Below are 12658 nucleotides of genomic sequence, written 5' to 3'. Positions count from 1 at the left end.
CGGAACAGCGGAACAGCGGAACAGCGGAACAGCGGAACAGCGGAACAGCGGAACAGCGGAACAGCGGAACAGCGGAACAGCGGAACAGCGGAACAGCGGAACAGCGGAACAGCGGAACAGCGGAACAAGGACAGCAGGACAGCAGGACAGCAGGACAGCAGGACAGCAGGACAGCAGGACAGCAGGACAGCAGGACAGCAGGACAGCAGGACAGCAGGACAGCAGGACAGCAGGACAACAGGACAACACGATTGCGGAAACGCTCGGCGGCTTTCCGGCCTGCCTTACGCGCGCCCGCCCGCCGTCGGCATGCCGAGCGTCTGTTGCAGGGCCGGTCGCGACGCGGGCCGGTAGTTCGGATTCGCTTTCCAGCGCGCCCGCACGTACGGACGCTCGTGGCCGGAAAGCTGCAGCGCGACTGCGGTGACCCAGCGATGCGACGGCACGGTGACTCCGTGCAGCGCGATCGTGACGGCCACGAGGCTTGTCGCGACGGCGGGCGCCGACCAGCGGTGCGGCATCGCGCGCCACGAGCCGGCGATGAACGACAGCGCGGCGACGGCGCCGATGATGCAGCCCGTGACCGCCTCGGATGGCGAATGCGCGTCGAGCGCGACGCGCGACAGCCCGACGGCGATGCCCGCCGCGAGCCCGACCACGATACCGGCGATGCGCACCGCCGGCTTCGCACGGGCGAGCGCGAGGAACATCGCGACCGGATAGACTGATGTCGACAGCATTGCGTGACCGCTGAAGCCCGTGAAATCCCACGCGCGCACGCCGATGCCCCAGCCGAGGAACGCGATTTTCGTGAGCGCGACGACACCGATCGCGATGCCCAGTACGGCGAGCCATGCGGCGGCGCGGCGAAGCGAATAGCCGAGCGCGAGCCAGACGGCGATCGTGATGGCGAGGGGCAGGGTCAGGCCGGCACCGCCTAGGGCGGTGATCGAGATCCACAGACGGGGCGGCAAATCGAACATCGGGGGCTGCGGGCAGGTACGGGAAATGCGGGATACTTGCTTAACGCATGAGCCGTCAATAGCGACTACAACGAAGACAAGCGCGAGCGCCCAGTATACAGGCCGTCGTGGGCCGTGCTCCGATCGGAGGCCGGCAGGGAACTATCGGGTGTCAGGATAAATCCCAGAAACAGTGTTATTGTGCATTGCACAAACCAAAACGATCGCGTCCATTGAGGCGTCCCTAATTTCTGACTGCGAGCCCCGACCGATGACCAAAAGTCTGACGAAACTCTGGCTGGGCGGTGTGAAACGCATGCTGCACATGCCGAACTCGCGGACGTCGAAGTCCGCGCTGAAGGCTGCCCAAAAGTTGGCGATCGATTGGCCGATCGCCGCCGCCGCCGCCGTCGCGGCGCCCGCGGAACCGGCGCCGCCCGTCGCGCGCGAGTCCCGTGTCCGGCCGCGCGCGGCCGCATGGGCGGGCGGCGAATGGATTCGCGCCGATCACCCGCTGCCGCCCGCATTCGGGCGCTTCGTCAAGCATCTCGAATACGGCCTGTACGTGCCGTCCGGAGCGGACCCGGACGGCCTGCCGCTCGTCGTGATGCTGCACGGCTGCAAGCAGGACATGGATCAGTTCGCGCAAGGCACGCGGATGAACTTGCTCGCCGATCGATACGGCTTCGCGGTGCTCTATCCGGAGCAATCGCTCAACGCGCATGCACACGGCTGTTGGCATTGGTACGACGACACCGCGCACGGTGGGCGCGGCGAAGCGCAGGCGGTCGCCGCGCTCGTCGACGCGCTCGTCGCCGAACGTGGCTTCGATGCGTCGCGTGTCTATGCGGCCGGCATGTCGGCGGGCGCGGGGCTCGTGTCGCTGCTCTCGCTGCATTTCCCGCAGCGCTTTGCGGCCGTGGCGTTCCATTCGGGGCCCGCGTTCGGCGACGCGCACTCCGGGATCACCGCGATGGACGTGATGCGCCGCGGCCTGCACCGCAATCCTGCCGTCGTCGTCGACGCGCTCGTCGAGCCGGGCTCGCATCCGGGGATGCCGGCCCTCATCATGCATGGCGACGATGACCGCGTCGTCGCACCGAAAAATGCGGACGAGCTCGCGGTCCAGTTCCTGCGGCTGAACGGCCTCGCGGACACCGAAGGCGAACTGACGGACGTCAAGCGCTTCGAGGCGCGCGCGGCCGACGTGCACACGATCGACTACCGGTGCGACGGCGAATCCGTCGTGCGCCTCTGCCGGGTTCACGGCCTTGCGCACGCGTGGTCGGGCGGCGACGACAGCGTGCCGTTCCACTCGGCGACCGGTCCGGACGCGAGCGAGCTGATCTGGTCGTTTTTTGCGTCGCGCGCGCGGGCGGTTGTCGCGTCGTAACGACGCACGATTCGAAAACGGCTGGCTTGGGGTCAGGGTTTTCCCTATAATACGGGTAAATACCTAAGATAAAACCCTCGGATTGGAGTGACCGATCATGTACTTGCTGAGCCGCCTGTTCCTGTTCCTGACGAAGTCGCCCGAGCAACACGCGAAGGAACGCGCCGATGCGTATCTTTCCGGCGCATCCGATCTGTACGACCTCGAATTCCGCATGCGCAAGCTTGACCGCGAAGCCGCGCTCGATCGCTCGTGATTCCGCGTTAAGCGTGTATTAAATTTATACGCATAAAGTTGTCAAGCTGAAGAGGGCGCGCCGGCTCGATGGCCGGCGCGCCCTCTTTGTCGTTTCAGCGCTCGCGCGCCGCGTTACGCGACGACGAGGCGCACCGCGACATTGTTGCGCGTCGCGTTCGAGTACGGACATACATGGTGCGCGCGATCGACGAGCGCCTTTGCGGCCGCCGCGTCGAGACCGGGCAGCGCGACGCGCAGCTCGACGTCGAGTGCAAACCCACCTTCCTCGTTCGGGCCGATGCCCACTTCTGCCGTAACGGTCGTGTCGGCGGGCAGCGTCTGCTTGTTTTGGCCTGCGACATACTTCATCGCGCTCAGGAAGCATGCCGAGTAACCGGCGGCGAAGAGTTGTTCAGGATTCGTGCCTTCGGCGCCCGCGCCGCCGAGTTCGCGCGGCGCGGCGAGCTTCACGTCGAGCTTCTGATCATGGGTCGTCGCGCGGCCGTCGCGGCCGCCGGTGCTGGTTGCCGCCGTCTTGTACAGAATGTTCATGCTGGACTCCTGTTTCGTGAGGGGAAAGGGCCCGGCGAATCGCGAAGCACGGGCCATGACAGAAATATAGCTCGATAATTATTAGCGCACAAATTAAATTTTCGGGGTGCGATTTGCCGGCGACGAACGCGCGTCGATCAGGCGTCGCTGGCGTCCGAGAGCGCTTGTCGCAGCCGCGTGAGATCCTCGCGCAGGCGGATCAGGAAATCGGGCGTTTGTCGCATCGCGCAAAACAGCTCGGCAGGCACGGAGCGGGCCTTCTGCTTCAGCGCGGCGCCTTCGGTGGTGAGCCGCGCGTGGACGATCCGCTCGTCGTTCGTGTCACGCACCCGCTCAATGTAACCGAGCGCCTCCAGGCGCTTCAGGAGCGGCGTGACCGTGGCCGGATCGAGGCTGAGCCGCGCGGCGATGTCCTTGACCGCCATGTCGTCGGATTCCCATAGCACGAGCATCGCGAGGTACTGCGGATAAGTGAGCGCGAGCTTGTCGAGCAGCGGTTTGTACGCCTTCGTCATCGCGAGCGACGTCGAATAGAGCGCGAAGCAGAGCTGGTCGTCGAGCGTGAGCGGGAAGGTCGGCGAGTCGTTCATGGGGAGATCTTCTGTAAGGTGCAAAAGATTTGTGTCCTAATGATTTTGCGCCTGATCGTGCCGGTTGGCGAGAGGCGCTGGGTGGTCAAGGGGATGGATCGATCGACGGCCGCAAGGGGCCGAGTTTGGCGGCGAGGCCGATGGAGCGAGGTTGCCGCGGGTTGGGCGTTGATTCGACACAATGTGCAAGAGGCGCGGCGTCGAAAATCCGAGCGAGCGTCATGCGGCTAGGTCGCGCGCCACATCGACAACATGGTGTCGGATGCCCGCGTGCGAGCGGGCATCGATATCGACTCGGGCGTCGCGTCATTGACGCTTTTTCCGTCAAGGCGCCCGCCGCAGCCTCAGCGCCGACTCCGCTCGACGCGCTGACGCACGCGATGCGTGTGCGCCAGCGCCGCCGCGCCATCTCCGCCCGCGTTGCTTACCGAGCAGAATCAGGAAGGTTCGGCGCGTCCGGCTCCTGCACGCCGTAGCAGCCGCGATAGGTCGCGTAGAACGAGCAATAGAGCATGGCGGTGATGACGATCGATGCCGGCATCATCACCGTGAGCGCGTATGCGCCCGCGCCGAGCGCCTGCATCAGTGCGGCGAGCCCGAACGACACGCCGAGCGCGACCGCGAACCACAACAGCCCGTAGACCGTGAACGCGCCCTTGTTGCGCCAGCAACTCACGACGCTGAAGAACAGCGCCTTCACGGGCGGAATGTCGTGCCATGCGGTGAGCACCGGCGCGAACCAGAACGTCATCGCGACCGGCATGTACAGCGCGGCCGCGATCAGCACCGCAATGGCGACGCCCGGCGACGCGAGCGCTTCCGGTTCGAGGTTCTCGGCGCCGAGGCCGAACATGATCTTCAGCAGCGTGCCGCCGTCGCCGAGCGCCGAGCACGCGAACACGAGCGCCATCGACACGATGTAGATCCCGCCGAGCGCGAAGAGCCGCTGCGTGACGACGGGGCCGTACGAGCGGAAGCCGTCGATCAGGATCGTCGGCAGCACGGGCTTGCCGGCGATCGTGTCGCGGCACGCCGCCATGAAGCCGACCGCGATGCCGGGAATGAACAACAGCGGCAGTGCCGCGCCGATCACCGGCACGAGCGATACCAGCATCATCGCGAGCAGGTACGTGAAGAACAGCGTGACGAACGCGAGCGGATTCCGCCGGAACAGCCAAATGCCCTGGCGGAACCACACGTAGCCGGTCTTGGCGGGAACTTCGATCAGTTGCATGGGGCGTGGGTCTCGGGGAGCGCGCCCGCGTGCGCGATGCGTTCGCGCAGGATGCGCTCGAAATGGCCCGGGTCGTGCGGCTTGAGCATCTGCGCGGCGCGGGGGAGGTGGAAATCATACAGGCGCGACACCCAGAAGCGGTACGCGCCTGCGCGCAGCATGTCGCCCCAGTGGCGGCGCTCGCCTGCCGTGAACGGGCGCACCGTCTGATACGCGCGCAGCAGCGCGTCGGCGCGCGCGGCGTCGAGCGCGCCCGTCGCGAGATCGACGCACCAGTCGTTGACCGTCACCGCGACGTCGAACAGCCACTTGTCGCAGCCGGCGAAGTAGAAATCGAAGAAGCCGCCGAGCCGCACCGTGTGCCCGGTGTCCGGATCTGCGTGCGCGAAAAGTGCGTTGTCGCGGAACAGGTCGCAATGGCACGGGCCTTCCGGCAAGGCCGCGTAGTCGTCCGACGCGAAGAACGCGGCCTGGTGCGCAAGCTCGCTTTCCAGCAGCGCGCGCTGCTCGCCGGGGACGAACGGCACGATTGCGGGCACCGTCTCGCGCCACCACGGCAGGCTGCGCAGGTTCGGCTGATGCCGCGGATAGTCGCGGCCCGCGAGGTGCATGCGCGCGAGCATCTGGCCGACTTCGACACAGTGCTCGGCGCGCGGCGCGAGCTCCGCCGCGCCCTCGAGCTTCGTGACGATCGCGGCCGGCTTGCCGTGCAGTTTGCAGAACAGCGTGCCGTCGTCGCGCGCGACGGGTGCGGGCACGGGTATCCCGTGATTCGCGAGGTGGCTCATCAAATCGATGTAGAACGGCAGTTGCCCGGCCGTCAGGTTCTCGAAGATCGTGAGCACGTATTCGCCGCGCGTAGTCGTCAGGAAGAAGTTGCTGTTCTCGATGCCGGACGGGATGCCGCGGAACGCGACAACGTCGCCGAGATCGTAGTGGCGCATCCAGTGTGCGAGGTCAGCGTCGGAAACTGCGGTGAAAACGGCCATGCAAGAGACGTCGGTTCGGGTTGGCGTGCCGGCGGCGCGCCGGTGTCGCGAAAAGGGCGGAAGAGGGGGCCGGCGCCGCGTGGCGCCGGCGGACGCCGTCAATAGCGCAGGTTGACCGACGGCAGGCGGGTGACCGGCACGCCGGCGTCGTGCGGACGCGGCGACGTGTCGGGCGACGCGCTCATCTGATAGCGGGTGCCGAAGTTCGATTTCACGTTGATCTCGACCGGCTTGCCGCGATCTCGGTATTCGGTGACCTCGGTGCCGTTCTTGCTTTGTTCGTGAAAGCTCGGCGTGCGCTTCACGTCGTTGAAATCGACCTTCGACGTCACTTCGGCGCCGGGGCGGTTGATCTTCGTGAGATCGGGCAGCCCGGCTGCCTCGTTGGCCGCGGCCTGGGCCTTCGCGTCGGCTGCCGCCTGGGCGGCATCGGCGGCGTAGGCGGGGCCGCCGAGAGCGAGTGCCGTCAGGGCGGCGGCAAAAAGGAGCGGCTTCATCGTGTTTCTCCCAGTGAACCGCTCGATTTTAGCAAATACCGGCGTCTTGACGGTGCCGTTCGTCGACACGCGGGCGGCCTTGCCGTCGCGATGGGCATCGGCCGCGCAAGCGGGTTCCGTGGTAATGTCGAAACGATCTGACGAGGCACCGCTACATGAAGAACGATCCCAACCGCCGTTCCCGGATGCATACGCCGGGCAGTCCGTCCGTCGAAGCGTTCGACGACCCGATCGCCGCCGTCGCGCGGCTCTCCGAGATCTACGAGACGAACACCGCGTTCCTGCGCGACGCGTTCGCGCGCTATCGCCGCAACGACACGTTCGACGAGCGCGTGCGCGCGTGCTACCCGTTCGTGCGCATCCGCACCGACGTCAACACGCACGTCGATTCGCGCCGCTCGTACGGTTTCGTCGCCGGTCCGGGCGTGTTCGAGACGACCGTCACGCGCCCCGACCTGTTCGCGAATTACTACCGCGAGCAATTGCGCCTGCTCGCGAAGAACCATCACGTACGGATCGAAGTGGGCGTCTCGGCGCAGCCGATTCCGGTTCACTTCGCGTTCTCCGAAGGGATTCACCTCGAAGGCGATCTCGATCGCGACCGCCTCGTGGCGATGCGCGACGTGTTCGATACGCCGGATCTCGCGTACCTCGACGACCGGATCGTCAACGGCACATACGAGCCCGCGCCGGGCGAGCCGCATCCGCTCGCGCTCTTCACGGCGGCGCGCGTCGATTTCTCGCTGCATCGGCTGCGCCACTACACGGCGACGCTGCCGACGCATTTTCAGAACTACGTGCTCTATACGAACTACCAGTTCTATATCGACGAATTCGTGAAGCTCGGCCGCACGATGATGTCGCCGAGCGACGATCCCGAGGTGCGTGCGTACCGCAGCGAATACGCGGCGTTCGTCGAGCCGGGCGATGTGGTCACCTACAATGCGAACTTCGGCGATGCGTCGACGGAAGGCACGCCGCCGCCGCGCGCGCCGCAGATGCCCGCGTATCACCTGAAGCGCGCGGACGGCAGCGGGATCACGATGGTCAACATCGGCGTCGGGCCGTCGAACGCCAAGACGATCACCGATCACATCGCGGTGCTGCGTCCGCATGCGTGGGTGATGCTCGGCCACTGCGCGGGGCTGCGCAACACGCAGCGTCTCGGCGACTACGTGCTCGCGCACGGCTATGTCCGCGAGGATCACGTGCTCGACGCGGACCTGCCGCTGTGGGTGCCGATCCCGGCGTTGGCCGAAGTGCAGGTCGCGCTCGAGCGCGCGGTCGCGCAGGTCACGCAGCTCGAAGGCGTCGAGCTGAAGCGCGTGATGCGGACGGGCACCGTCGCGAGCGTCGACAACCGCAACTGGGAGCTGCGCGACCATCGCGAGCCGGTGCTGCGGCTGTCGCAGAGCCGTGCGATCGCGCTCGACATGGAAAGCGCGACGATCGCCGCGAACGGCTTCCGCTTCCGCGTGCCGTACGGGACGCTGCTGTGCGTGTCGGACAAGCCGCTGCACGGCGAGTTGAAGCTGCCCGGAATGGCCGACCAGTTTTATCGCGGGCAGGTCGATCAGCATCTGCAGATCGGCGTGAAGGCGATGGAGATCCTGCGCACGAACGGCCTCGACCGGCTGCATAGCCGCAAGCTGCGCAGCTTTGCGGAAGTGGCGTTCCAGTGACACGGTAGCGAAGCAGCGCATGAGTTGCCGTGCGGCCTCGTGACGGTCGCGCGAAAAAACGAAAGGCCGTCCATGCTTCGATCATGGACGGCCTTTCGTTTCGCGTCGGCCGGCTGCCGTTGGCGGCTATCGCCGACGATTCACGCGGCAGCGGGATGCCGCGCGGCGCGATTCAGGCATGCAGCATCAGCACTCGCCCTTCTTCGCGTGTCCCGGCGGGCAGAAGCCGCGATGGCGGTGATGCTCTTCCCACTCGCGACGTTCCCAATAGCGGTGGCCGTCCCAGTAGCGGTCGCCGTGCCAGCCGACGATGACCGCAGGCGCGGGGGCGACGACGACGGGAGCAGGCACCGGTGCGACAACGACAGGAGCCGGCGTGCCGATGTTGACGTCGACGTTCACGGCGTGCGCCGCGCCCGACAGCGCAATACCGATACCAGTCAATGCAAGGGCGATCAACGAGCGTTTCATGTTCTTTTCCTCACGAGTTGAGATGAGCGTCCGTTCCGACGTGTGCGGGCTTCGAGCCCCGAACCCGCCGCGTCCGTTCCGACGGACACGCAGCAGGACGAAGTGTGGCGGCGCGGCGGATTAACTGGCGTGTGGATTTGTAACGGTGCGTTCGCGCACGGTTCGCGCGGCCGGATGCGGGCAGGGCGCCGCTTGACAATCCGATCGGCGAGCATATCGATTCGGGACGCGTGGCGCGCCGAATTTGACATTTGCCCTGCGGCGGGTGAAATGAACGGTTACGAAGTGCGTGCCGCGCCGCGCTCAAATCGCTGGTTTTCGATCGTCGCGGCGCACAAGAAAAACGGGCGGGCGCCTCGTCGGCCCCGCCCGTTCGCGTGTACTCGTTGTGCGCCGCGCGCGCCGCAACGGCATGCGGCGCGCGCGTTCGTCACAGGTAGAACATCCGGTCCTCTTCCGGCCGCGGCGGTTGCGCTTCCTCGGTTTCCTCGCCGCGATCCTCGTAGAACGCCAGCACGGCTTCGAGCACCTGGTCGGGATCGTCGATCACCTTCATCAGGTTCATGTCGTCCGGATTGATGAGGCCCATCGGAATCATCTGATCGCGGAACCACTGCAGCAGTCCGGTCCAGAATTCGCTGCCGACGAGCACGATCGGCACGAGGCGCGATTTCTTCGTCTGAATCAGCGTGAGCACTTCGGACAGCTCGTCGAGCGTGCCGAAGCCGCCCGGCATCACGATCACCGCGTCCGAGTTCTTCACGAACGTGACCTTGCGCGTGAAGAAATGGCGGAAGCGCAGCGAGATGTCCTGGAAGTGGTTGCCGGCCTGCTCGTGCGGCAGCTCGATGTTGAGGCCGACGGACGGCGCCTTGCCGGCGTGCGCGCCCTTGTTCGCCGCTTCCATGATTCCCGGGCCGCCGCCCGAGATCACGGCGAAGCCCGCGTCGGACAGCTTGCGCGCGATCTGCACCGTGAGTTTGTAGTGCGGCGAATCCGGTTTGAGGCGCGCGGAACCATAGATGCTGACGGCAGGGCGGATCTCGGACAGGTACTCGGTCGCCTCGATAAACTCTGCCATAATCGTGAACATCTGCCACGAAGCGCGGGCCTTCTTCGCCGTCGCGCGTTCTTGATCTGCGAGCGAACGCAGACTCGGAATCACTTTTCTCTTATTCATAATGCCTGAAGAACGAAATCTGGAAGGTAAGACCCTGCTATTGGTTGATGGTTCGAGCTATCTGTATCGGGCTTACCATGCGATGCCTGATTTGCGCGGCCCTGGCGGGGAGCCGACCGGAGCGCTCTACGGAATCATCAATATGCTGCGCCGCATGCGCAAGGATGTCAGTGCAGAGTATAGCGCGTGCGTGTTCGACGCAAAGGGCAAAACCTTCCGGGACGATCTGTACGCCGAATACAAGGCGCACCGGCCGCCGATGCCGCCCGATCTCTCGCTGCAGATCGAGCCGATCCACGCGGCGGTGCGCGCACTCGGCTGGCCGCTCCTGATGATCGAGGGCGTCGAAGCCGACGACGTGATCGGCACGCTCGCGAAGGAAGCCGAGCGGCGCGGAATGAAGGTGATCGTGTCGACGGGCGACAAGGACCTCGCGCAACTCGTCACCGGCCACGTCACGCTGATCAACACGATGACGAACGAGGCGCTCGATCGCGACGGCGTGCTCGCGAAGTTCGGCGTGCCGCCCGAGCTGATCGTCGATTATCTGTCGCTCATCGGCGACACCGTCGACAACGTGCCGGGTGTCGAGAAATGCGGTCCCAAGACGGCCGTCAAATGGCTGTCGCAATATGGCACGCTCGACGGCGTCGTCGAGCACGCGGGCGAGATCAAGGGCGTCGTCGGCGATAACCTGCGCCGCGCGCTCGATTTCCTGCCGCTCGCGCGCAAGCTCGTGACCGTCGAGACCGCATGCGAGCTCGCGCCGCACGTCGAGTCGATCGAGTCGTCGCTCGCGACGGACGGCGAAGGCCGCGACGCGCTGCGCGACATCTTCTCGACCTACGGCTTCAAGACCTGGCTGCGCGAGCTCGACAGCGAACCCGCCGCGAACGGCGCGGCCGCTGCGGCCGGCGCGGCTCAGGTTCCGGCAAGCGGCGCGACCGCCGAGCTGCCGCTCGCCACCGCGCGCAACTACGACACCGTGCAGACGTGGGAGCAGTTCGACGCATGGCTCGCGAAGATCTCGGCCGCCGGGCTGACCGCGTTCGATACCGAGACGACGTCGCTCGATCCGATGCTCGCGCAGATCGTCGGCTTGTCGTTCTCGGTGGAGCCGGGGCATGCCGCGTACGTGCCGGTCGCGCATCGCGGGCCGGACCTGCCCGCGCAGCTGCCCCGCGACGAAGTGCTCGCGAAGCTGAAGCCGTGGCTCGAGGACGCGGGCAAGAAGAAGCTCGGCCAGCACCTGAAGTACGACGCGCAGGTACTCGCGAACCACGGGATCGCGTTGAACGGCATCGAGCACGACACGCTGCTCGAGTCGTACGTGCTCGAATCGCATCGCACGCACGACATGGACAGCCTCGCGCTGCGCCATCTCGGCGTGAAGACGATCAAGTACGAGGACGTCGCGGGCAAGGGCGCGCAGCAGATCGGCTTCGACGAGGTGCCGCTCGACAAGGCGTCCGAGTATGCGGCCGAGGACGCGGACATCACGCTGCAGCTGCATCACGCGCTGTATCCGCAGATCGCGCGCGAGCCGGGGCTCACGCGCGTGTATCGCGACATCGAGATGCCGGTGTCGCTCGTGCTGCGCAAGATGGAGCGCACGGGCGTCCTGATCGATGGTGACCGGCTGAGCCGGCAGAGCAGCGAGATCGCGACGCGGCTCGTCGAGCTCGAGCAAGAGGCGTATGTGCTCGCGGGCGGCGAATTCAATCTCGGCTCGCCGAAGCAGATCGGCCAGATCTTCTTCGAGCGGCTGCAACTGCCCGTCGTCAAGAAGACGCCGAGCGGCGCGCCGTCGACCGACGAAGAAGTGCTGCAGAAGCTCGCCGAAGACTATCCGCTGCCGAAGCTGCTGCTCGAGCATCGCGGCCTGTCGAAGCTGAAATCGACCTACACCGACAAGCTGCCGCGGATGGTCAATCCGAACACCGGCCGCGTGCACACGAACTATGCGCAGGCGGTTGCGGTCACGGGGCGGCTCGCGTCGAACGATCCGAACCTGCAGAACATCCCGGTGCGCACGGCCGAAGGGCGGCGCATCCGCGAGGCGTTCATCGCGGCGCCGGGCTGCAAGATCGTGTCGGCCGATTATTCGCAGATCGAACTGCGCATCATGGCGCATATCTCCGAGGACGAATCGCTGCTGCGTGCGTTCGCTCACGGCGAGGACATTCACCGCGCGACCGCGGCCGAGGTGTTCGGCGTGACGCCGCTCGAAGTGACGTCGGATCAGCGGCGCATCGCGAAGGTGATCAACTTCGGCCTGATCTACGGGATGAGCTCGTTCGGCCTCGCGTCGAACCTCGGCATCACGCGCGATGCGGCGAAGCTCTACATCGACCGCTACTTCCTCCGCTATCCGGGCGTCGCCCGCTACATGGAGGAGACGCGCACGCGCGCGAAAGAGAAGGGCTACGTCGAAACCGTGTTCGGCCGGCGCCTGTGGCTGCCCGAGATCAACGGCGGCAACGGCCCGCGCCGCCAGGCTGCCGAGCGCGCGGCGATCAACGCGCCGATGCAGGGCACCGCCGCCGACCTGATCAAGCTGTCGATGATCGCAGTCGACGACTGGCTCGAGCGCGGCGGCTTCGCCGCGCGGATGATCATGCAGGTGCACGACGAACTCGTGCTCGAGGCGCCGGAAAGCGAACTGGCGGTCGTGCGCGAGAAGCTGCCCGAAATGATGTGCGGCGTCGCGAAGCTGAAGGTGCCGCTCGTCGCCGAGGTCGGCGTCGGCGAAAACTGGGAAGAGGCGCACTGACGCGTCGTCCGCGCGACGTGCGCGTCGCAGGTATGCGCCGTGCATCAGGCACGGTGCGTACCGTTTCCATCGCATCCCCCGCCGTTTCTTTCGCGCTC

12 protein-coding genes are annotated in these 12658 nt (G+C 66.1%); 4 read left to right on the top strand and 8 right to left on the bottom strand.

Annotated features, from left to right (window positions below):
- Positions 1–284: 284 nt before the first annotated feature.
- Positions 285–983 carry a phosphatase PAP2 family protein gene (locus WS62_RS02840; protein WP_066567442.1) on the bottom strand — a complete coding sequence of 233 codons (699 nt, stop codon included), beginning with the start codon at positions 981–983 and terminating at the stop codon, positions 285–287.
- A 250-nt stretch (positions 984–1233) separates the two neighbouring features.
- Between WS62_RS02840 and WS62_RS02835 the strand changes: the two genes are divergently transcribed.
- Together WS62_RS02835 and WS62_RS32340 are read left to right on the top strand one after the other, a co-directional pair.
- Positions 1234–2355, top strand: coding sequence for an extracellular catalytic domain type 1 short-chain-length polyhydroxyalkanoate depolymerase (locus tag WS62_RS02835; protein ID WP_066567440.1), 1122 nt, complete (start codon positions 1234–1236; stop codon positions 2353–2355).
- A 97-nt stretch (positions 2356–2452) separates the two neighbouring features.
- Positions 2453–2611, top strand: coding sequence for a DUF3563 family protein (locus WS62_RS32340; RefSeq protein ID WP_082720637.1), 159 nt, complete (start codon positions 2453–2455; stop codon positions 2609–2611).
- Between the two features lie 113 nt (positions 2612–2724).
- On the opposite strand, the gene WS62_RS02830 is transcribed toward WS62_RS32340, so the two are convergent.
- From WS62_RS02830 to WS62_RS02810, 5 genes are all read right to left on the bottom strand, one after another.
- Positions 2725–3144 (bottom strand): organic hydroperoxide resistance protein, encoded by a 420-nt coding sequence (locus WS62_RS02830; protein WP_066567437.1) that lies wholly within the window; start codon positions 3142–3144, stop codon positions 2725–2727.
- Between the two features lie 137 nt (positions 3145–3281).
- Positions 3282–3734 (bottom strand): MarR family winged helix-turn-helix transcriptional regulator, encoded by a 453-nt coding sequence (locus WS62_RS02825; RefSeq protein ID WP_059472762.1) that lies wholly within the window; start codon positions 3732–3734, stop codon positions 3282–3284.
- 424 nt (positions 3735–4158) lie between these two features.
- Complete coding sequence (locus tag WS62_RS02820) at positions 4159–4968, bottom strand: BPSS1780 family membrane protein (protein WP_066567430.1); 810 nt, start codon at positions 4966–4968, stop codon at positions 4159–4161.
- Positions 4959–5957, bottom strand: a complete 999-nt coding sequence (locus tag WS62_RS02815) for a homoserine kinase (protein WP_066567427.1) — start codon at positions 5955–5957, stop codon at positions 4959–4961. The genes WS62_RS02820 and WS62_RS02815 overlap by 10 nt, the downstream gene beginning before the upstream one ends.
- Before the next feature lie 98 nt (positions 5958–6055).
- Positions 6056–6454, bottom strand: a complete 399-nt coding sequence (locus WS62_RS02810; RefSeq protein ID WP_066567424.1) for a hypothetical protein — start codon at positions 6452–6454, stop codon at positions 6056–6058.
- A 155-nt stretch (positions 6455–6609) separates the two neighbouring features.
- Here WS62_RS02810 and WS62_RS02805 point away from each other — a divergent pair, with 155 nt between their 5' ends.
- A complete protein-coding gene (locus WS62_RS02805; RefSeq protein WP_066567421.1) occupies positions 6610–8136 on the top strand; it encodes an AMP nucleosidase in 1527 nt (508 codons plus the stop codon).
- 186 nt (positions 8137–8322) lie between these two features.
- Here the strand turns inward: WS62_RS02805 and WS62_RS02800 are convergent, their stop codons facing one another.
- Both WS62_RS02800 and WS62_RS02795 read right to left on the bottom strand, forming a co-directional pair.
- Positions 8323–8607, bottom strand: a complete 285-nt coding sequence (locus WS62_RS02800; protein WP_066567418.1) for a hypothetical protein — start codon at positions 8605–8607, stop codon at positions 8323–8325.
- Positions 8608–9037: 430 nt separating this feature from the next.
- Positions 9038–9787, bottom strand: a complete 750-nt coding sequence (locus WS62_RS02795) for a TIGR00730 family Rossman fold protein (RefSeq protein WP_066567415.1) — start codon at positions 9785–9787, stop codon at positions 9038–9040.
- A gap of 1 nt (position 9788) precedes the next feature.
- Here WS62_RS02795 and polA point away from each other — a divergent pair, with 1 nt between their 5' ends.
- Positions 9789–12560, top strand: coding sequence for a DNA polymerase I (gene polA, locus WS62_RS02790; protein ID WP_066567413.1), 2772 nt, complete (start codon positions 9789–9791; stop codon positions 12558–12560).
- Positions 12561–12658: the final 98 nt, after the last annotated feature.

It is taken from the genome of Burkholderia sp. ABCPW 14, assembly GCF_001523835.1.
Lineage (GTDB): Bacteria > Pseudomonadota > Gammaproteobacteria > Burkholderiales > Burkholderiaceae > Burkholderia > Burkholderia mayonis.
Note: the sequence above shows the minus strand (reverse complement) of the source record. Positions and strands in the feature narration are given on the sequence as shown.